Source organism: Cryobacterium sp. TMT4-31 (genome assembly GCF_004403385.1).
Taxonomy (GTDB): Bacteria; Actinomycetota; Actinomycetes; order Actinomycetales; family Microbacteriaceae; genus Cryobacterium; species Cryobacterium zongtaii.
In genome coordinates, this window is record NZ_SOGI01000030.1 from 15,843 (window position 1) to 34,482 (window position 18,640).

At 66.6% G+C, this 18,640-nt stretch carries 22 protein-coding genes and 1 tRNA gene; 4 read left to right on the forward strand and 19 right to left on the reverse strand.

Features of this window, described 5'->3' with window-relative positions; genetic code table 11:
* Positions 1-3: 3 nt before the first annotated feature.
* Genes E3T19_RS06625 through E3T19_RS06640 form a run of 4 tightly spaced genes read right to left on the reverse strand, consistent with a single transcriptional unit; the run spans position 4 to position 4,689 of the window.
* Positions 4-729 (reverse strand): hypothetical protein, encoded by a 726-nt coding sequence (locus E3T19_RS06625; RefSeq protein WP_240632198.1) that lies wholly within the window; start codon positions 727-729, stop codon positions 4-6.
* Positions 713-2,428: a serine/threonine-protein kinase gene (locus tag E3T19_RS06630; protein WP_134408390.1), complete on the reverse strand. Its 1,716-nt coding sequence runs from the start codon at positions 2,426-2,428 to the stop codon at positions 713-715. Before E3T19_RS06630 ends, E3T19_RS06625 begins: the two co-directional genes overlap by 17 nt.
* Positions 2,428-3,786, reverse strand: a complete 1,359-nt coding sequence (locus tag E3T19_RS06635) for an FHA domain-containing protein (RefSeq protein WP_134408391.1) — start codon at positions 3,784-3,786, stop codon at positions 2,428-2,430. Before E3T19_RS06635 ends, E3T19_RS06630 begins: the two co-directional genes overlap by 1 nt.
* Before the next feature lie 21 nt (positions 3,787-3,807).
* Positions 3,808-4,689: a PP2C family serine/threonine-protein phosphatase gene (locus E3T19_RS06640; RefSeq protein ID WP_103460412.1), complete on the reverse strand. Its 882-nt coding sequence runs from the start codon at positions 4,687-4,689 to the stop codon at positions 3,808-3,810.
* A gap of 199 nt (positions 4,690-4,888) precedes the next feature.
* Between E3T19_RS06640 and E3T19_RS18910 the strand changes: the two genes are divergently transcribed.
* Positions 4,889-5,182, forward strand: coding sequence for a 2TM domain-containing protein (locus E3T19_RS18910; protein WP_165787985.1), 294 nt, complete (start codon positions 4,889-4,891; stop codon positions 5,180-5,182).
* Positions 5,183-5,259: 77 nt separating this feature from the next.
* Here the strand turns inward: E3T19_RS18910 and E3T19_RS06650 are convergent, their stop codons facing one another.
* Both E3T19_RS06650 and E3T19_RS06655 read right to left on the reverse strand, forming a co-directional pair.
* On the reverse strand, positions 5,260-5,820 hold the full coding sequence (locus E3T19_RS06650; RefSeq protein ID WP_198418772.1) for a DoxX family protein: 561 nt from the start codon (positions 5,818-5,820) through the stop codon (positions 5,260-5,262).
* 150 nt (positions 5,821-5,970) lie between these two features.
* Positions 5,971-6,046, reverse strand: a tRNA-Glu gene (locus E3T19_RS06655).
* A gap of 163 nt (positions 6,047-6,209) precedes the next feature.
* On the opposite strand from E3T19_RS06655, the gene E3T19_RS06660 reads away from it, so the two are divergent.
* A complete protein-coding gene (locus tag E3T19_RS06660; RefSeq protein ID WP_088456522.1) occupies positions 6,210-6,848 on the forward strand; it encodes an MBL fold metallo-hydrolase in 639 nt (212 codons plus the stop codon).
* Between the two features lie 21 nt (positions 6,849-6,869).
* Positions 6,870-7,253, forward strand: coding sequence for a YciI family protein (locus E3T19_RS06665; RefSeq protein ID WP_088456523.1), 384 nt, complete (start codon positions 6,870-6,872; stop codon positions 7,251-7,253).
* Here the strand turns inward: E3T19_RS06665 and E3T19_RS06670 are convergent.
* From E3T19_RS06670 to E3T19_RS06730, 13 genes are all read right to left on the reverse strand, one after another.
* Positions 7,250-8,350 (reverse strand): DUF475 domain-containing protein, encoded by a 1,101-nt coding sequence (locus E3T19_RS06670; protein WP_088456524.1) that lies wholly within the window; start codon positions 8,348-8,350, stop codon positions 7,250-7,252. The genes E3T19_RS06665 and E3T19_RS06670 overlap by 4 nt on opposite strands.
* Before the next feature lie 373 nt (positions 8,351-8,723).
* Complete coding sequence (locus E3T19_RS06675; RefSeq protein ID WP_134408392.1) at positions 8,724-9,365, reverse strand: hypothetical protein; 642 nt, start codon at positions 9,363-9,365, stop codon at positions 8,724-8,726.
* A 53-nt stretch (positions 9,366-9,418) separates the two neighbouring features.
* The gene (locus E3T19_RS06680; RefSeq protein WP_134408393.1) at positions 9,419-9,811 is read right to left on the reverse strand and encodes a TadE/TadG family type IV pilus assembly protein; all 393 of its coding nucleotides are present in this window, start codon (positions 9,809-9,811) and stop codon (positions 9,419-9,421) included.
* Positions 9,808-10,239, reverse strand: coding sequence for a TadE/TadG family type IV pilus assembly protein (locus tag E3T19_RS06685; RefSeq protein WP_134408394.1), 432 nt, complete (start codon positions 10,237-10,239; stop codon positions 9,808-9,810). Before E3T19_RS06685 ends, E3T19_RS06680 begins: the two co-directional genes overlap by 4 nt.
* Positions 10,240-10,249: 10 nt before the next feature.
* The gene (locus tag E3T19_RS06690; RefSeq protein ID WP_134408395.1) at positions 10,250-10,627 is read right to left on the reverse strand and encodes a hypothetical protein; all 378 of its coding nucleotides are present in this window, start codon (positions 10,625-10,627) and stop codon (positions 10,250-10,252) included.
* A gap of 83 nt (positions 10,628-10,710) precedes the next feature.
* Entirely contained in the window at positions 10,711-12,045 is a 1,335-nt protein-coding gene (locus E3T19_RS06695; protein ID WP_134408396.1) for a phosphoribosyltransferase, read from the reverse strand.
* A gap of 59 nt (positions 12,046-12,104) precedes the next feature.
* Positions 12,105-13,124 (reverse strand): C4-dicarboxylate transporter, encoded by a 1,020-nt coding sequence (locus tag E3T19_RS06700; protein WP_166788811.1) that lies wholly within the window; start codon positions 13,122-13,124, stop codon positions 12,105-12,107.
* Between the two features lie 403 nt (positions 13,125-13,527).
* Positions 13,528-14,169 (reverse strand): helix-turn-helix domain-containing protein, encoded by a 642-nt coding sequence (locus tag E3T19_RS06705; protein WP_134408398.1) that lies wholly within the window; start codon positions 14,167-14,169, stop codon positions 13,528-13,530.
* Between the two features lie 6 nt (positions 14,170-14,175).
* Positions 14,176-14,610 carry a VOC family protein gene (locus E3T19_RS06710; RefSeq protein WP_088456532.1) on the reverse strand — a complete coding sequence of 145 codons (435 nt, stop codon included), beginning with the start codon at positions 14,608-14,610 and terminating at the stop codon, positions 14,176-14,178.
* 211 nt (positions 14,611-14,821) lie between these two features.
* A complete protein-coding gene (locus tag E3T19_RS06715; protein WP_134408399.1) occupies positions 14,822-15,076 on the reverse strand; it encodes a hypothetical protein in 255 nt (84 codons plus the stop codon).
* 107 nt (positions 15,077-15,183) lie between these two features.
* Complete coding sequence (locus E3T19_RS06720; RefSeq protein WP_134408400.1) at positions 15,184-15,918, reverse strand: hypothetical protein; 735 nt, start codon at positions 15,916-15,918, stop codon at positions 15,184-15,186.
* Between the two features lie 197 nt (positions 15,919-16,115).
* Complete coding sequence (locus tag E3T19_RS06725) at positions 16,116-16,430, reverse strand: hypothetical protein (protein WP_134408401.1); 315 nt, start codon at positions 16,428-16,430, stop codon at positions 16,116-16,118.
* A 38-nt stretch (positions 16,431-16,468) separates the two neighbouring features.
* Positions 16,469-18,040, reverse strand: a complete 1,572-nt coding sequence (locus E3T19_RS06730) for an MFS transporter (protein ID WP_134408402.1) — start codon at positions 18,038-18,040, stop codon at positions 16,469-16,471.
* Positions 18,041-18,112: 72 nt separating this feature from the next.
* On the opposite strand from E3T19_RS06730, the gene E3T19_RS06735 reads away from it, so the two are divergent.
* A complete protein-coding gene (locus E3T19_RS06735; RefSeq protein WP_134408403.1) occupies positions 18,113-18,625 on the forward strand; it encodes a MarR family transcriptional regulator in 513 nt (170 codons plus the stop codon).
* Positions 18,626-18,640: the final 15 nt, after the last annotated feature.

Consider the following 18,640-nt stretch of genomic DNA (forward strand, 5'->3'; position numbering starts at 1 on the left):
CGGTCACTCCCCCTCGGCCGCCCGGTCGAGCAGGACAACATCGTCCAGACTCACCAGCCGGGTGGCGACGGCGTACTCCACCAGTCGAGCCCGCCGATTGGTGGCCAGATGGCCGGTACCGCCGCGAAGCCCGGCGACGCCGAGCTTGTCGAGTTTGCTGCAGACATTGTCGAGCTTGCGGTTGAACGTGGTCATACTCCAGCCCAGCCGGGCCGCGGCCTCCGCCGAGCTGGGAATGGCGCCCCGCCCGGGCACAGCCTGGGTGAGGATGCTCTCGGACAGGGCCACGATCAGCAGGCGCTGACTCGTCGTGAGGGTCACGGGCAGGATGGTGGTGGTACCGCCCTCGTGCGAGGCCGACAGCGAGGTGTTGTAGAAGTCGGACTCGGCGTGGATGGTGAAGTCGTAGGTGGACGAGCCGGCGCTGAACATCACGTGCATGGTCTGGAAGACGATGGGCAGTTTGGCACCGGGCGCCAGCCAGGCCTGCACCGTGCCGGTGGTGTCCGACACCGTCGCAGACAAGAGGTTGCCCACGTTCGCGATCCACCACATTCCGTAGTCCTCGTAGAGCCGCAGGAAGGTGCGGTGCAGATACGGATTGTCGTCGATGGTGAGGTCGGACTCGCGCCCGATCGAGAAGTCCGCTCCGGGCTCCACCCCGTACCACTCGCCGCAGAATTCAATCCGCAGCGGCTGCACCGGCGTGATTTCAGCGGTTGCAGGCACGGTTGGCCTCCGAAATCTTGCCGTCGGTGCGTTGCAGGTAGATGTCCACGCAGACCGTGCTGCCGGGCACGACGCCGTCAACGGTGATGTCGGCGACAGTGCTGAGCTTGGGCTGGTTGGGGGTTTCGGCGCGAGCCCACCTGTAAACGTCGCCGTCCAACGGGGACGGGTTGCTGACCGTGAAGGTGACCTGACTGCCGTCTTCGGAGGTCGCGGTGCCCTCGAGGACCGGCGCCGGCACTCCGGCGGCGGAATTCACGCTGTCCGGTTTGGCCGGTACCGGAGAGGCGCTGGGGGTGAGGGCGGAGTTGTCGATGCCGGTGAGGGTGACCGCGGCGACCACGGCGCCGATCAGGAGCACGGCCGCGGCTATGGACCCGATCATCACCAGGCGGCGACGGCCGGATGCGTTCTCTATCGGGGCATCGTCGGCGGCGGCGGGCGCTGCGACGGGTTCCTGTGCTCGTACCGAGTCGCGGGGGCGTACGACGGTGGCTTCCTTGGCCGGGCTGGGGGTGCCGGGGGCGGGCGTGCCGGCGTCGGCGCTCCTGGCGGGAGCGCTGCCGGATGGGGCGCTGCCCGGTTCGATCACCCGGGCGCCGCGCACGCGTGTCGCGTCCGCCTGATCCGGTTCGGCGTGCGGCGCTGCGGGCGTCGCCGGGGCGGCCCGGGCCGGAGCCGGGGCCTGCGCGACGATTGACACCACGGAACGCGCCCGGGTCTCGTCGTCGCCGGCCGGCGCATCCGGTTTGCCGTGCTCGGTGCCCGCGATGGTGGGGATGTCGATACCCGTTGGCGCGTAACCGAGTTCGAGCTCCACCCGCTGGAGGGCGCGAGCGAAGTCCACGGCGGTGGCGAACCTGTCGTCGCGCCGGGTGGCCATGGCCTTGGCCAGTACGGCCACGAGCGAGCGCGGCACATCGTCACGGCCGATGGGGGTGATGGCACCGCGTTCGATGCGACCGATCAGATCGAGGGTGCCGTTGGACCGCCCGTGGATCTCGAACGGCGTCTGTCCGGCCAGGAGGGTGTGGATGGTGGCGGCCAGCGAGAAGACGTCGCTGCGCACGTCGGGCCGCGGGTCGTCCTCGAACATCTCCGGCGGCGACCAGGGCACACTCATGCCGACCGACTGGCTTTCTCCGGCGCCGGTGGACTCCGACCCGGCCGGGCGGTGGTTACCGGTGCTGGTTTGCACGGGCAGTTCCTCGTCGAGGCTCGACGAGATGCCGAAGTCGGTGAGGGCGGGCCAGCCGAAGTCGTTGGTGAGAACGTTGGCCGGTTTGATGTCGCGGTGCAGGATGCCGGCCGAATGGGCGGTCGCGATCGCGCCGGCCAGGCGCACTCCGGTGCGCAGGGCGTCCTCGACCCCGAATTTCTGGCGCTTGTAACGTTCGGCCAAGCTCGGGCCCGAGCAATGCTCCATCACGAAGTACGGCCGGCCATCGCCCGCGACATCGGCGTGGTAAATCGTGACGATGTACGGATGGGTCGACAGTTGCGCCATCAGGTTGGCTTCGTCGACGAACTGCGCCTGGGTGGAGGGGTTCAGCTGTTCGGTGAGCAGGACCTTCACTGCGACCCGGCGCCGGGGCAGGCGCTGCTGGTAGAGGAACACGTCGGAGAAGCCGCCGGAGCCGAGGACGGAGACATATTCGTAGCCGGGCAGTTCCGGGGCGACGGAAGGTGCGCGGCGCATCACTCCTGGCCGACCGTGAGGGTGATGCCGCTACCGAGGTCGATGACGGTGCCCACGATGACCGCGGTGGGTTCGCCCTGGCGCAACTTCTGGGCCGGCTTGCCCGGCAGCACGACCAGGGTGCCGTTGCGGGAATGCAGGTCGGTGACGACGACGGTGTCGCCCTCGACGGTGAAGTGCACGTGGTTGCGCGACACATCCTGGTCGGCACCGCCCAGGCTCACCAGTTTGGGCACGAGGCCACCGGAGATCTTGCTGACGCTCGGCGCCCGACCCACCCGGATCGGCTGGCTGAGCGGTTCCCGCACCCCGCTGGGCAGCAGCAGGTAGAGCCGAGGCGCGACGGCGGCTGGTTCGGCGGCGATACGGCGACGCGAAGCGCGCATCCTCTGGATGTCACCGCTCATCACGGTGTGGCCGTCGTGGTCGCCTGGCAGGTCGCCGTCGAGCTCGTCGCCGTCGAGCTCGTCGTCGTCCGGGTCGTCGTCGTCCGGGTCGGTGTCGGAGGGCGCGACAACTGCCGGCGCGACGGGCTCGTCGTCATCGGCCTCGGCTTCAGGCCGCACGGCCGCCTGCTCGACACCGCGCATCACGGTCGCACCGAACAAATGGTCGTAGCCGCCGGCGGGGTCGGCGTCGGGCTCTGGGGCGGGCTCGGCGGGCGGTGCGTTGGCAGGCTCCGCCGCCGGGATGTCGGAGATGGTCTGCTCGCTGGCCGGTTCGGCGATCGGGCGGGCCGGCGGCAGCGGCGGCGGTGCGGTCTTCGGCGCTGCCGGCGGCGGCACGATCTGCGCGGTCGGTTGCACTCGAACGGGCTCGACTCGAGTCGGCTCGGCCCGAGTCGGCGACGCCGCACTGGCGCCGTCGACGGCCAGGCGCAGGCGACGGGTGCGCACCATGCCCGCCCGGAGGGGAAGGCCGGCCCCGAGTGGCAGGGCGGCGAGGTCATCCGTGCCGATCGGGTCGGCATCCGAAACAACGGGCACAGCGGTCACCGAGAGAGCGGTGACGTCCGCTACGGAGCGCTCCACCCAGGTTGAGATGCCCAGGCCGCCGATCGACAGGTCACCGTCGGCCGTGGTCAGAACGACCTCGACTTCTCCGCGCACGAAGACCCGTACCGTCGCCGGCACGGAGTCATCCCAGGTGAGAAGAGCGAACGGCGGGGTCTTGGACAGGCCACCGGCGGTGAGTTCGTCGAGCACGGCGCGGGCACCCTGCTCGCTCGACCCGGCACCGACCAGGCTCGCCCAGACGCGGGCGCCGGCGGCGGAATCGGCGGCGGGCAGGAGCACCAGACGGTCCCCCGTCGCTGCCGCCAGCCATCCGCCCCGGTTGTCGTCGTCGTACGAAAGCACAGATCCCCCCATTGCCGTTCTTCAGTCCGGATTCGTGTTGCGTGGCCGCGTATCTTCAAGATTCTGGTGCAACCCCGCCGGGCTTTCGCGGGTCACATCGTTGTCCGGGCCGGGATCACCCCATGTCGACTCGACGATGACGACGGTGACGTTGTCCCGGCCGCCCTTGGCCAGCGCAGCGGCGACGAGCACGTCGGCCAGTGATCCGAGGTCCTCGGGAACGGCGTGCGAGGCCAGCAGCTCCGCGATCTCGACGACCGACAGTTCCTTGGTGAGACCGTCGGAGCAGAGCAGGAAGGTGTGGCGTCCGGTCGCGGGCAACAGCCAGACATCCGCGTCGACGAATTCGTCGGCCCCGATAGCGCGGGTGATGACGTTGCGGTCCGGGTGTCTCTCGGCATCCATCGCCTTGATCAAGCCTGCGTCCACCATCTCCTGAACCGCGGAGTGGTCGACGCTGAGCTGCTCGAGGGTACGACCATCCCAGGTGTAGATACGGGAGTCACCGATATTGAACGCCATCCAGTGAAAGCCGACGTCGTCGCCGGCATCGACGAACGCGACGCCGGTGAGGGTCGTGCCGGACACTGCGGTACCGAAGTCGTCAGCAGCGCTGAGGTCGCGCACCGCGTCGTTCGACGAGTGGATCGCGTCGAGGATCCGCTCGGGGGTCGAGGGCACGCCCTGTTCGATGTGGTCGTCGAAGACCCGGATGACGGTCTGGCTGGCGGCGTCACCGTGCGCGTGACCACCCATGCCGTCGGCGACAAAGAACACCGGTGACTGGGCCAGATAGCTGTCCTCGTTGACCTTGCGCACCCGTCCGACGTCGCTGCCGGCACTGAAGCTGAAGTGCACGCTCGAGTCGCCGAGGGTGATCGCACTCTCGCCGTTGACTGCCATGTGCACTCCGAAAAAATCCGTCCGGCTCCGATTCGGAGCGCTTCCGCCCTGTTCGGGGGAAGTCGAGGTACCACCGTACCAATACCCTGGGCTTGTTCAGACGCACTCTGATCGGGAAATACGGGCGTCGCACTCCCCTTCGGCCACCTCGGCCGGTCGGGGGATGGTCGCGGCACCGTACCGGCGATACCCTCGCGGTATGAACAACGAAGAACTCCGCAAACTCGCGACAAAGCGGCTCAAGGCGCGCCGTGACTTCTGGAACTATTGCGGCGTCTGGCTCGGGGTTTCTCTCATCGTCATCGCCGTGTGGTTGTTGACGGATCCGGGCGGGTATTTCTGGCCGATCTGGCCGATCGGCGGCATGGGCATCGCCGCCTTCTTCATCGGCCTCGACGCCTTCGGACCCAACCGGGGCATCATCACCGAAGACGCCATTGACGACGAAGTCGCCCGAATCACCCGCGGCAACCAGCGCGGCGCCGCCAAGTAGCCTGCGGCCGGCTGCGGGCAGAACAGAACCGGCCACCCCGAGGGGCGGCCGGCCAGGTACTTCTGCGTGCTGACTGGCTAGATCAGCCAGGTGTACTTCTGCACGATCGGCAGTGCCTTCCAGGTCTTGCCGAAGCCCCAGGTGTCGCCGGCCGCGAAGACGGCGACGACGATCAGAGCCAGCGCGTAGATGATGTGGTAGTCCACCAGCGGGTTGGTCGAGGCCGCGCCGGCGGCGAAGGGCCACTCGGCCAGGTACATGAAGACCATGATGAGGCTGCCGGCAACGGCGCTGACCCGCAGACCCACACCGAGCATGACGGCGAGTCCCACGGCGATCATGCCGAGCATGAAGAGGAAGTCCACCAGCGGGCTGGCGATTCCGACGAAGAAGGGCTGCAGCGGCCCGGTGACGCCGGGGCTGTTCAGGAAGCCCTGCGCCGGGGTTCCACCGTTGAGCCAGGCACTCTCGGCGGGAGTGGAGAAGCCCAAACCGAAGGTCTTGTCGAGGAACGCCCAGAGGAAGATGAATCCGATGGCCAGTCGCAGCACCGCGAGGGTTCGACGCTGGAGCAGGGTGGTGCCGGTCGTCGCGGCGGGGGCGGTGACCGCTGCCCCGCGAGTGGTGCTGGTGGCCATGGGAGGTTTCCTCTGGGTCGATTGGTGTCGCCCGTGTCGTCTGACAGTGGGCTGTGAGTCCCAGATTCCCAGCCGGCGTTCAGCAACGACAGGGTCGAACGTCCCAAAACAAAAATGCCCGGCCTCCTTCGTGAGAAGGAGGCCGGGCGTTGGTGACCCCAACCGGATTCGAACCGGTGTTACCGCCGTGAGAGGGCGGTGTCCTAGGCCGCTAAACGATGGGGCCGTTTTTGCAACTTCACGAGTATGCCACAGCCTGGTTACCGAGTTCAAATCGAGCGCGTCGTCCGCGCGTCGTGCGGGGTGCGGGTGCGGGTGCGGGTGCGGGTGCTCGCAGGATGCGCGTGTCGCGCGTTGCCCGCGGTCTGGTTTGGGTATTAGCTCGAGACATGAAGTTGACCAAACTCGAACACGCCGCACTCGTCCTCGAAGCCTCAGGGCAGAAGCTGTTCATCGATCCCGGCTCGTTCACCACCGCGCTGACCGAGACCGCCAATGCGGCCGCGATCGTGATCACCCACGAGCACGCCGACCACTGGACACCCGAGCAGTTGAACCGGGTGTTGGCCATGAACCCCGGCGTTCCCATCTACGGGCCGACCGGTGTCGCCGCGGCGGCCGGTGACATCGCCGTGACAGTGGTCGCCGAGGGAGACACCGTTGAGGCGGGCCCGTTCACGCTGCGGTTCTTCGGCCAGAAGCACGCCGTGATCCACTCGTCCATCCCGGTGATCGACAACGTGGGGGTGCTCGTGAACGACGAGCTGTTCTACCCCGGTGATGCGTTCACCATCCCCGAGGGAGTCACGGTGAAGACCCTGGCCGTCCCGGCAGGGGCGCCGTGGCTGAAGATCAGCGAGGTCATCGACTACGTTCTCGCGATCAAGCCGGTGCGCAGCTTTCCGACCCACGAGATGGGTTTGTCGCGGAGCGGCAAGGACCTCGCCGGCTCCCGCATCAAGTCCGCCACGGAACAGAACGGCGGCACCTTCTTCCCGCTCGAACCCCACGAATCGCTCGACTTGTAACCGCATATCGAAGGAGATCTCATGCGCTTCTCGTTGCTCATCATCAAGGCTGAGACCAGGGAGGGCGACATCTCCGAGGAGGAGCTGCCGCCGTTTCGGGAGCTGTTCGACGCGTACGCGGCGTCGTTACAGGAATCAGGCGCGTTGGTCGCAGCGGATATCTTCAGGCCCGCCGCGGAGTCAACCACGGTGACGCTCCGCGGCGGCAGCAGGGAGGTGCGCGACGGTCCATTCATCGACGCCGTCGAATCCCTGTCCGGCTGCTTCGTGATCGACGTGCCGAACCGGGCCGCCGCGCTGGAATGGGCGGAGAAGTGCCCTGCCGCACTTTACGGAGTCGTCGAGGTGCGCCCGGCGGCCCTGGCCTTCCACGACGGTCGCTGGCGCGGCGAGAACCGACGCTAGGGACTGTCGACGAGTTCAGGGGCCTTGACCAGGGTTTCGGCCGATTCGCGCCGGTTCACGAGAACCGACGAGAGGAAGGCCGCGCAGATCAGGAACACCCCGATGAGACCCGTGACGATCTCCGGGATCTCAAAACCGATACTCAGAAGCAGGATGCCCGCGAGCGCACCGATGGCCCAGTGGGCGCCATGGTCGAGGTAGATGTAATCGTTGAGGGTGCCCTGGCGCACCAGGAAGATGGTGAGCGATCGGACGAACATCGCGCCGATCAGACCGAGACCGAGCAGGATGATAATCGGGTCCGCGGTGATTGCGAACGCGCCGATGACGCCATCGAACGAGAAAGAGGCGTCGAGGACTTCGAGGTAGAGGAAAGAAAAGAACGCTGCCCGGCCGGTGAGCACGGCAAGCGTGGACGCGCCGCCGCGTGTGGTGTCCGACACTGCCTCGGCCGCGTCGCTGCCCTCGAACAATGACCCGAGTCCGTTCACCAGAACGTACGTGATGAGGCCGAGCACGCCGGCAACAAGGACCACAGAGGCATCGTCGGCAATGGCAGCTCCGCCCAGCAGGGCTGCGAGCGCGACAACGTAGGACAAGGAATCGAGCTTTCCAACCCGTGCGAGCGGCTTCTCCAACCAGCTGAGCCAGGTGATGTCCCGCTCTTCGAAAATGAAGTCCAGAAACAGCATGAGCAGGAACATTCCGCCGAAGGCCGCAATCTGCGGGTGGGCATCGTGCAGATAGTGGCCGTAGGTGCCGACGGTGGCCGGGTCACCCTTCTGCAGGGCCAGGGTGATGACCTCGCCGAAAGACAGACCCGTGGTTGCGGACACCAGGATGAGCGGCATGATCAGGCGCATCCCCACGACGGCGATGAGGATGCCGATCGTGAGGAAGATCTTCTGCCAGAATTCCGACATTTTCTCCAGCACCCTGGCATTGACAACCGCGTTGTCGAATGACAGTGAGATCTCCATCAGCCCAAGGATCACGCAGAGGGCAACCGCAGCCCAGCCGCCGTAAACCAGCGCGATGACGAGCGCTATCAAGGACACGATGAGCGACCACGAGAAGTGGTGGAAGAAGGTTTTCATACTGACTTGGTTGGGATCACCCGTTCGGGCTCTCCGCATCCTTTCTGACAAATTTTGCGCGACGATGCAGTTTTTTGACCTGTCTCACCGGGTCTCGACAGGCTCGACTAACGCCGCAGGCTCGACCAACGGTACAGGCTCGACGAGCCCGCGCGCGCTCGCGGCGAGGGCAGCACTGTCGGCGTCGCCCGAGATCCGGGCCCGCGCGGCAAGCTCGTCGGCGGCGTCCAGGACGGCTCCGGTGATCTCCTCCCGAACTCGTTGCAGTAAAGACCGGGTGCGGTCTCGGCGAAGGCCGCGATGGGAGCGCCGGCAACTGCTCCTGCAACGAGTGCTCCATTGAGCAAGGTGAGGAGGAGCAGACGTCTGTTGTTTAGCAAGCTTCACCTGTGTCCTCCAACGACCTCACAAACCAGGCACCCGCGGCGGGGCTATATACGACAGTTATTGTCGACAAACCACGCGGGTTCGGTGGCTGGGGTGCAGCCTCCCCGCTGGGCAGGGTGACCGTTCGGGTGGAGCTGTCGTAGCAGGTGGTGATCATCACAGATCCGAAGGGGACGGTCGTCCCATCCGCTTCCAGGCCCCCAGAATATGAGTCCTCTACGGTGCTGGTGATTCCCCCGGTGACCACGTAGCCCTGATCGGCGATGGCTTGAGCCGTGGTGATGACAGAGGTATTTGCTGGAGGGACTGCAACCGCGTTGATTCGCTCGGGTGAAACTCCCTTCTCCGCAATAACAGCGTTCATGATCTGAACGAACTGAGCGAGGGTCGCCTCGGCCGCGACCACAGCCTCAGACTCGCTCGTGGGAGCAGCCGATGAGGTGGGTGTCGGCGCGGGAGCCGCCGAGCTCTGTGGAGTAGCTGTCGCGGCGGTGGCTTCAGGGGTCGGCGCAGCCTGTGGTGCCGGGCTCGAACAACCTGCCAGAATCACTGCGGCCACCAGGGACGAGCCCAAAAGGCCAAACGTGCGCTTCTGACTGATTGACATCGGGGTGATCAGCGTGGTCATGGTGCTCCTTTGAAGGACTGGAAGTACATCAGATGCGATGAGTCGGCGAGAAGTCATGGTCGTTCCCGGAAGGCGTCCACGGGCGAGCTCGCCGTGGTGGTGATGGGGCTCACGGTGCCTACCTCCCCCAGGGGAACATTGAGCCCACTGTCGTCAACGAACACGCTGAAGTCCGCGCAGGCGAGGCCGGACTGCGCCACCGAGGTCTGCGCGGCCAGCTGTGCGCTGGCCTGGGCGCCGGCGGTCGTGCGGGACAGCGACGCGTCCCGGGCCGCGGCGACAGCGGCGGATTCGACGGCGTTGCCGGCCAGGGCCACCCGGGCGCCGGCCACCAGCAGCAGGATGACCAGGACCAGCGCCGGCGCGATCAGCACCAGCTCGACGGACATCGAGCCGCGCTCGCCGGAGCCGTGCAGCCGCCCGCGCAGCCATCGACGTAGCCTCATGGTGTGATCCACCGTTCTACCGGTCCGGACACTGTGCGTTCCACTCGGGTGTCCCAGCCGGGAACCAGCGTGGGTGCGTTGCCGCTGACGGTGACGGTGACGGTCACGGTCACGGTGGTGATCGTGCTATCCACCACCACCACGGCACCGTCGAGCACAGTGCCGGTCTGCTGGGCAGAAGCGGTGCCGGCGGCCACGCCATCCGCCGCCACGGCGTCATACAGCCGGGCCGCGTTGTAGGCGCTGGACGCTGCGGCCTGGGCGATGTTGCCGGCGTGCAACCACACCGCACCCTGCACAATGACGAAGAAGACGCCGAACAGGATCGGCAGCACGATGAGGGCTTCCACCGTCTGTGAACCGCGCTCTGACGCCCCCTCACGACGAAGTGCCGTGAGGGTGGTGCGGAAACGCGGTCGTCTGGCCATGGTCTGCGGCTTAGCCCGGCAGCTTGCCGACCTGGGCCTGCACGAACGCCGTCACCGCGGCGATGACGATACCGGCGATCACGAGGATGCCGACGACGAGGAAGATCCACTCTACGGTCTGCAGGTCGGCGTCTCCGGTGGAGCGCACCAGACGGGCGCGGCGGCGGACTTCGGTGACGAGGCCAGGGTATTCCGCTCGCAGGGTGAGGTCCGGGGCCAGCCCAGGGGGCTGGGCGCCGGCCGTGTCTGCCGAGAACCCCGGTGTTCCGCGAACCGTTCGGCTGGAGAGGTGTCTGGCGATGTCACTCACCGCGGCGGTGACATCCGCCGTCACGACGACCTCACCCACCACCCCGGACACATCTTTCACGGCAAGTCGAAGCTTCATTGTTGTTCCCCCAGGGGGGACCATACGGCATGGGGGCCCCGGATGGCGCCTTTTTTGCATCTGATCGGGAAACTTCTTGGTTCCTAGGCGGGCTCCGCGGTGTTCGGCGGCACCAGGTGGCCGGCGAACCAGTCGGCGGCCAATTCGGCGGCGGCGCCCAGGGCGCCCGGTTCCTCGAACAGGTGGGTGGCGCCGGGTATGACGGCCAGCCGGTTCTCGCAGCGCAGGTGTTTCTGTGCCTCGCGGTTGCCCTCCAGCACGGTGATATCGGCACCGCCGACGATGAGCAGGGTGGGCGCGGTCACCAGCGGTAGTCTCGTTTCGGCCAGGTCGGGCCGGCCCCCGCGAGACACGACAGCGGCAATATGAGTCTCGGCATCGCCGGCCGCCCACAGGGCTGCGGCGGCTCCGGTGCTGGCACCGAAGTAGCCGATCCGGCATCCGGCGGTGTCGGACCGGTCGGTCAGCCAGCCGGTGACGGCGACCAATCGCCGGCCCAGCAGCTCGATGTCGAAGACGTTCCCCCGGTCCAGCTCCTCCTCCGGCGTGAGCAGGTCGAACAGGAGGATGCCCAGCCCGGCCTCGAACAGCACATCGGCCACGTACTGGTTGCGGGGGCTGTGCCGGCTGCTGCCGCTCCCGTGGGCGAAGAGCACCACGCCGGTCGGCGACGCGGGCAGGTGCAGATGCCCGTTCAGGGGCACTGTGTCGACGGGTATCTCGACCTCGTCGTCGACCCCCGGCTCGAGGTCCGAGTCGCCAGCACCCGACGGCCCGGTGAGCCGCCGTGCCGCCTCGTCGAGCAGCCGAGCGACCTCGTCGTCGGTGGTGGCCGAGAAGTCGGTGTAGAACTGGCCGACCGCCCAGAAGGTCTCCGGCGCCGCCAGGTAGACGATGTCGTCAGCGCCGGTCATCTCCGCCAGGGTCGAGGCGGCGATCACGGGCACCGCGAGGATCACGGTCGCGGCGCCGAACCTGCGGGCCACGTCGCACGCCACTCGTGCTGTCGCCCCCGTAGCCACCCCGTCATCCACGATCACGACGGTTTTGCCATCGAGTGGGATCCGGTCGCGGCCCGGCCGAAGTCGCTCGACCCGCGCGTCGAGGTTCACCCGCTCGCGAGCTTCGACCGCGCTCACCTCGGCGTCGGTCACCCCGGTCAAGGCCACGGTCGATTCGTCGATGAGTTGCTCCCCGCCCTCGCCGATGGCGCCCATCGCGAATTCGGGCTGGAAGGGCACGCCGAGCTTGCGCACGACGATGACGTCGAGAGGGACGTCGAGTGACGCGGCGACCTCGTACGCCACCGGCACTCCCCCGCGGGGAATGCCGAGTACCACAATGTCCTGCCCACGCAGGTAGTCGAGCTGCAGGGCCAGTCGACGACCGGCTTCCACGCGATCAGTGAAGAGCACCATCGGCCCATGATCGTCCCGCACGCCCTCTGCCGCTAGACATCACATCCAGAGTGCGACCATCACGGACTACACGGGCCCGACTCTCCCGGCTTCGGGTCGGCCCAGCTCGGCTTACCAGTCCGACCGCTCAGCAGGGCGACGGATCGCACGGCGATGCTCCCGATCAGCATCGTGGCGACCCCAGTGGCGAGCCACGCCCACACCGCGTGGCCTGGACCGCCCCAGAGCGCCAGCCAGTGTGCCGTATAGGTTCCGCTGGAGGCCGCGGTGAACGTGAATGCCCAGAACCCCAGGGTGAAAGGCAGCCGCCAGTAGGTGCCCAGCATCATCAGTTGCACGAGGATCAGCACGACGAAGGCACCGAGCAACATCGTCTCGACCAGGTCGACGCGGCCGCCGTTGACCGCGAACCACGCGTTTCCGGCGACCGCCGGCGGTGCGGACCAGATCGCGAAGGTCGGCAGGAGAGCGTCGGGCGGCGCCGGGCGGAACGCCATCCGCGCCAGGATGATCGTGCCCAGCATCAGCCAAAACAAGATACCGACAGCGATGGCCGCTTCGCCCAACAACGTCCAGCCGAACGTGCCTGCCCCCTGCCCGATGATGAACGCTGCGGCGACGGTGGGCAACAGGTAGCCGCCGTGGATGCTGTCGATGCTGCGCTCGCGGAGAGCGAACTGAGCAAGAAACCAGGTGCCGAAGAGCAGGCCGATCACCATGAATACACCCGTGGCGATGCGGCCGGCGAGCGGGAAATACTGCGCGTAGTGGGTGCAGACCAACAACGCCGACGTCGGTGCGAGCGACGCGAAAGGGCCCTGCACGGGGTCGCGGAGATCCTCGCCGATGCTGCCGCCGTGATAACCGGATCGCCGGAGGTAGTTCGTGACGACGACGATCCAGGCGGCTGCCGCGAGCATCCACATTCCCTCGGCGATGATGTTCGGCGTGAGCGAGGTGTGTGCGGCCATGGTCCAGGTGCCGGCCAGGCCGGACAGCCCGAACGGGATGCCAAGGCTGCTCAGCGGAGCCCGACCGGTGCGGGTGCTGCGGACGCGCGACCTCGGCGCAGGTGTCATGGCGTTGTCTCCTCGCGGACGGACGTGGCTGGTGAGCGTCGTGCCCACATCGTCAGGCATGTCGATCCCGCCCGGTCAACGCTACGCGGGGTGAAGCGGGACTTTCGTCACAGTGAGGCTCGACCGAACCGATGGTTTCGAGTCTCGGAGTTTGAAGCACTCGGTGCAACACCCGGAGACTCAAAAGCCGCCGCCAAGGTCGGCAATGGGCTGTCTGTCGTCCCTGATCTTGTCGCAGAAGCGGCAGCCGTGGTACCTCGGCGCGTCCGGCGAGTCCTGCTTGATGACCCATTTGTGCAACCCGGGCCGGCATCGAAGTCGTCGTTTCATCTTCAGCTCCCTCAGGTCAAGGTGACGCCGTTTGCCCCCCAAGCTACGCCGGACGACGCGGTCGCGCTCGTGATCAGGCGACCAGATTGAAGGTGCTCGCGAAACGGTCGAGCAGGTCGGCACGTCCATGTAGCACCTTGATCACCCCCGTTGTGATCGCACGAGCCGGTGCGAGCTCACCCAGAATGAGCAGGTGGATGTCCGGACCGGCCACAAAGGCGAGGTCTGCTGGTCCGTCCCCGCGGGTCACGTCCAGGGTTCTGCCCTTTACCCTGATGAGCAGCTCGGCGCCACCGAATTGCGCCGCGTAGGCGGTGGGGGGCAGCTTCGCTGCCACCTGGGCGCGGAACGTCGTTCGCAGATCCATCGTCAGCGAGTCGGGAGTGATGACTTGCTCATCCCGCGGCTCACCCATCGCCTTGAAGCCCCAGGCGCCGAACGCCAGCACAACGGGCTCGAGCTCGCGGCCGTACGGCGTCAGCTCGTAGACGATCACGCGCGAGCGCGGTGCCCGGCGGATCACACCGGCCGACTGCAGTTCCTTGAGTCGCGCCGCCAGGATGTTGCTCGGGATGCGAGGCAGTCCCTCGGCGAGTTCTCCATAGCGGCGCGGCCCAACGAGCAGGTCGCGAACAATGAGCAGGGCCCAGCGCTCGCCCACGAGTTCCATGGCGCGGGAGACACCGGAGTACTGCCCATAGTCGCGTGCAGCCATCGCTGGCTAGGCCTGCTGGTTCAGGACGGCGCCCGGCCCCTGCTCGGCGGCGACCGGCTCCATGTAGCCGAACTCGACAATGTTGCCGTCGGGGTCAGTGAGTTGACGCTGATACATGAAGCCGTAGTCGGAAGGCTCCTGCGCCTCCGTGCCTCCGGCTGCGACGCCCCCGGCGACGCTGGCGTCTACCGCTTCCCGGCTGTCCAGGAAGATTGCGGTCGACACCGACGGGTTCACGGCCGGGTCACCGAGGGGAAGCTCGGTGAAGGTTTGGAAATACGCGCGGACCAGCAGCATGATCGCGCTGTGATCCTCCTCTACGACGACGCAGGCCGCGTTGTGATCAGTGAAAAGCGGGTTGATGGTGAATCCGATCGCCGTGTAGAAGGCCTTCGCGCGATCCAGATCGGTCACCGGCAGATTGACGAACATCGAAGTCATGGTGCTCTTCCTTTCGTGGGTTCGGTATCACTGAGGGGTCCGGAGATGGACACCATCCACACTTGCAAAAAACAAGTAGCGTGTCAAGGGTTGGGCGCCCGGCCTGGTCTTACCTGCCGTCGATGATGGACATCAGCCCGGCAAACGCGAAGATCCCGGGCACGACGTAGAGCAACGTGCAAAAAAGGAACCGGGGCGACCTCCTGCCCGGTTACCCGTTCATCCCGATATCGACGAGCGCTGGCAGCAGGTAGAGCACGTCCGACCGGTACGTGACCGGCCTATACAGGTGGAACCACCGGTCGAAACCTCCCTCAAGAGACAACCGCTGGGCGCGATCGACTCCGGTGGGCAGGTCGCTGCCGAGCCTGTTGTTCGAGGTCGCGTCGAGGATGAGGTGCGGCAGCGGCGCAGGCAGCCTGACGGCCAGATAGTGCCATCGGCTCGACCGGCCCGCTCGGCGCACCAGATTGCCGAGAGACTATGAAGAGATACCACAGGTCATTGATCCCCCGACACTCACGCTAGTGGGCACGCGGACACCGGTCGACCGGATCAGCTCGCGGCGTCTGGTCAGCCTGGCGGCGGGCCCGGCTCCGCGGGCCGCACGTACTCGTAAACATCGACATGGTCACTCTTGAGCACGAACCGGGTGAGACTGCGCGTCGTCTGCGCTAGGTCAGCGATGGTCTCGTCACCGTCGGGGGAACACGCTTCGGCACCGATCCCCTCGTTGAGCCCTTGAACGGGATGGGCCACGAGCAGGCAGGTAGAACCGTAGCGAGATTTCCCGCTCCAGACGGTGAGGTACCCGTAGGTTTCGTAGCGCCGCATCGCATCGGCATTCAGCCCCAGCCGGTTGAGAGTGCCGTGCGGGTCGTTCGGCTCATCGGCCTCCGTGCCCTCCGACACCAGCCCGAGAATGGCGTCCGGGGGAAATGCGTAGTTCGGCGTGCGCACGTAGTCCGGCGCAGATGGCTGCATCCACGCGACGATGGCCGCGGTTAGGGCGAGGGTCGTGATGGTCCCGCCGAGGATCGTCAGCCAGCTTCGGCGGCGGCGCCACCATGGCGCCGCGGGGGCTTCGCCGATGGGAACGGAATCCGCGATCGGACCCTCGGCGGGGTCGCTCTCGGTGACCGCCCGTGAGTCAGGGTCGGGGTCGGTGACCGCGGCCTCCAGTTCGGTGAGCCGAGCCCGAGCCGCCGCATCCCCCGCGATGTCGGCATTCCGTCCGTACGCGCGTCGCCGCAGGCGCTCCAACTCGGTGGATTCGTCGAACTCGCCGGGCGCCGGCGGCACATCCATGTCCTCATTATCCGCGCGGGCGGGACAGGAGGAAAGGGGCTACCTGTTAGGGGCCGTCATCTGACAGGACAAAAGCCCGGAGCACCGACCGGAGCGGCTTCATGCTGGGAGCCGTGGTGTCCGGTGCTCTGCACGTCGTCTACATGCTCGTTCCTCGAGCCTGGCCGTCACACCGGTCCGCCTGTGCGAGGTGCTGCCTACCGGAAGGGCACAGGGACGTAGGCGGCCTTGGCCCAATCAAACCGGATGCGTTGACCGCCGGTTTCGTTCAGTATGTAGGCCTCAAGCTTCATGACGCGATGGTCGGCGATTGCCTGATCGGTTCCCACGATGTCGAATCGATACCTGCTGGAGTGCTCGGTCACGAGGACCGCACCGATGCCGGGAAAGATTACGAACATTTGATCCGTAAACAACAGTGTGTGTTCGTAGTGCCGACGAAGATTCTGGCCCAGTTGCGGGAAACTACGGAGCGATTCGACCGGGCGCACGATGGCTGTCATGGTGATCATGATGTAATCCTCAGCCCGCAAGGTAAGCACCAGGTTAACTACCGGTGGGCGTCTGCTGGGAATTCACCCGTCGCGACTTCGTGCTGAGCGGGTGCGATGAGGAAGGTGATGATCGACGCTACGACCAGGGTCACGGCCCCGGCGAGCATCGCCGCGCTGAACCCGACCGCGAACGCTTCCCGGGCAGCACGTGCGAGGGCCTCGCCTTCCGGGCCGAACGAATCGGCGATGCCGATCGCGGCACCGGCGCCGGCGTCGACGACCTGGCGCACCTGGTCGGGAATCCCGTCAAGCGCCGGCTTGATGTCGCTCCGGTAGAAGCTGATCAGGACACTCGAGAGCACGGCGATTCCGAGCACGCCGCCGACCTCGCGGGTGATGTCGTTGACGGCGCTCGCGACGGAGCGCCGCTCCGCGGGGAGACCCTCAATGATGAGTTGGGTTCCGGGGGTGATCCCCATGCCAAACCCGATGCCGAACACCAGGACGCCGGCTCCCAACACCCAGATCGAAGCATCCACCCCGCCGGCCAGGCCCGCTGCGCAGACGAAGAGCCCGACCCCCATGAGCAGCAGGCCCAATGAGCCGGGTACGCGTGCACCAAACCTCCTTTCGAGTGCGGCCGATATCCCGATGCCTGCGCCGACGCCGACGGGAACGATGAGCAGGGCCAGAGCCGCTCCGAGCGGCGTGTACTCCAACACGATTTGCAGATACTGCGGCGAAAGCACGAAGAACCCGAGCGAGGCGAAAAACTGAACGGTGACGATGAGGGATCCCGCGGCCAGTCCACGATTGGCGAACAGCCTCACGTCGAGCGACGGATCTTTCGCACGCAACTGGTGCACGACGAACGCCACGAAACCCAGAGCGCCGACGGCGAACGCCAGCAGGGTGACGAGGTCGAGCCATCCGCGCTGAGGGCCCTCAACCACGCCGAAGACGAGCCCAGCCAAAGCGATGATCGACCAGAGTGCGCCCAACGGGTCGAGAGAAAGCCGCGGGTTGCGATTCTGCGCAACGAGCATCAGTACCGGGATGATCAGGGCAACGGCGACGCTGCCGAACACCAGTTGCACGCTTCCCCACCAATACGCTTCGAGGAGAGCACCGGCGATGATCGTGCCAGCCACCGCGCCGGCAGAGCTGACCCCCGACCACACTCCGATGGCAAAGGTTCGTCGCTCGGGCGGATACGCATCAACGAGCGCGGAGAGGGTTACGGGAAAGACCGCGGCGGCGCCCACCCCGGCAATGGCCCGCAGGGCGATGAACCAGCCGGGGTCGGGCGCGAACGCTGACGCGACGTTGGCCGCCCCGAAGATCAGCAAGCCCATCACGAGAATCGTGCGCCGCCCGACTCGGTCAGCGGCGATGCCCGCAGTGAGAAGGAGGGCGGCGAAGGTCAGGGCGTACGCATCGATGATCCAGGTCAGCTCGGACTGGTCAGCCTCAAGGTCGATCGCGATGTCGGGCAAGGCGATCGCCAGTGCCGAGTTGCCCGCAACGACCAGCGCGAGGGCGGCACAGAGCACAACAAGCAGCCCACGAAGCTGAGTCGGGTTGAGCGGCATGTGCGGTGCGGCAGTGGTGGGTGGGAGTGCGGTCATGACTATTCCCTTCCTTTAGCTCCTTTACCGAGTGTCTCCGTTACGGAAGGAAATGTCAACTATGATGTGGCCATGGCGAAAAACAGCGACATCCCGGGAGCGGAGCAGGTCGAGCGCAGCAGAATGTCGGCTGCAGAACTGTCGTGGGCGCTGCGCTCGGTGAATCGCGCCGCGTCCCAGCTCGAGCACGCCCTGGCCTCCAAGGTGGGACTGCGCGCCCTCGACTTCGAGGCGATGGGTCACATCATGGATCTGGAAGGAACCCAGCTCGGGCCGGCCGAACTTGGCCACCGTTTGGGCATCAGTACCGGCTCGGCGACCGAACTGGCGGACCGCCTCGAAGCTGCGGGCCACATCGCGCGCGCCCGGGATGCGACTGACCGGCGTCGAGTCAACCTAGTGCCGCAGGCTTCCGCCGTGGGTCGCATCCTCGGAGAGCTCGCCCCGCTCTTCACCGCGCTGGACAGCCTCGCACTCGAATTCTCGCCCGAGGAGCAGGCCGCGATCAGCCGATACTTGCGTGCCGCAGCAGACGAGCTCCAGACGCACTCTGCGACACTCACCTCGTCTTCGTCTGACGAGTGATGGTCAGCCGGCGCC

Coding starts and splice junctions, on each gene's coding strand:
- E3T19_RS06630 (WP_134408390.1), bottom strand. CDS start 2,428: ATGCGCCGCGCACCTTCCGTCGCCCCGGAACTGCCCGGCTACGAATAT.
- E3T19_RS06640 (WP_103460412.1), bottom strand. CDS start 4,689: ATGGCAGTCAACGGCGAGAGTGCGATCACCCTCGGCGACTCGAGCGTG.
- E3T19_RS18910 (WP_165787985.1), top strand. CDS start 4,889: ATGAACAACGAAGAACTCCGCAAACTCGCGACAAAGCGGCTCAAGGCG.
- E3T19_RS06650 (WP_198418772.1), bottom strand. CDS start 5,820: ATGGCCACCAGCACCACTCGCGGGGCAGCGGTCACCGCCCCCGCCGCG.
- E3T19_RS06660 (WP_088456522.1), top strand. CDS start 6,210: ATGAAGTTGACCAAACTCGAACACGCCGCACTCGTCCTCGAAGCCTCA.
- E3T19_RS06665 (WP_088456523.1), top strand. CDS start 6,870: ATGCGCTTCTCGTTGCTCATCATCAAGGCTGAGACCAGGGAGGGCGAC.
- E3T19_RS06670 (WP_088456524.1), bottom strand. CDS start 8,350: ATGAAAACCTTCTTCCACCACTTCTCGTGGTCGCTCATCGTGTCCTTG.
- E3T19_RS06675 (WP_134408392.1), bottom strand. CDS start 9,365: ATGACCACGCTGATCACCCCGATGTCAATCAGTCAGAAGCGCACGTTT.
- E3T19_RS06680 (WP_134408393.1), bottom strand. CDS start 9,811: ATGAGGCTACGTCGATGGCTGCGCGGGCGGCTGCACGGCTCCGGCGAG.
- E3T19_RS06685 (WP_134408394.1), bottom strand. CDS start 10,239: ATGGCCAGACGACCGCGTTTCCGCACCACCCTCACGGCACTTCGTCGT.
- E3T19_RS06690 (WP_134408395.1), bottom strand. CDS start 10,627: ATGAAGCTTCGACTTGCCGTGAAAGATGTGTCCGGGGTGGTGGGTGAG.
- E3T19_RS06695 (WP_134408396.1), bottom strand. CDS start 12,045: ATGGTGCTCTTCACTGATCGCGTGGAAGCCGGTCGTCGACTGGCCCTG.
- E3T19_RS06700 (WP_166788811.1), bottom strand. CDS start 13,124: ATGACACCTGCGCCGAGGTCGCGCGTCCGCAGCACCCGCACCGGTCGG.
- E3T19_RS06705 (WP_134408398.1), bottom strand. CDS start 14,169: ATGGCTGCACGCGACTATGGGCAGTACTCCGGTGTCTCCCGCGCCATG.
- E3T19_RS06710 (WP_088456532.1), bottom strand. CDS start 14,610: ATGACTTCGATGTTCGTCAATCTGCCGGTGACCGATCTGGATCGCGCG.
- E3T19_RS06720 (WP_134408400.1), bottom strand. CDS start 15,918: ATGGATGTGCCGCCGGCGCCCGGCGAGTTCGACGAATCCACCGAGTTG.
- E3T19_RS06725 (WP_134408401.1), bottom strand. CDS start 16,430: ATGATCACCATGACAGCCATCGTGCGCCCGGTCGAATCGCTCCGTAGT.
- E3T19_RS06730 (WP_134408402.1), bottom strand. CDS start 18,040: ATGACCGCACTCCCACCCACCACTGCCGCACCGCACATGCCGCTCAAC.
- E3T19_RS06735 (WP_134408403.1), top strand. CDS start 18,113: ATGGCGAAAAACAGCGACATCCCGGGAGCGGAGCAGGTCGAGCGCAGC.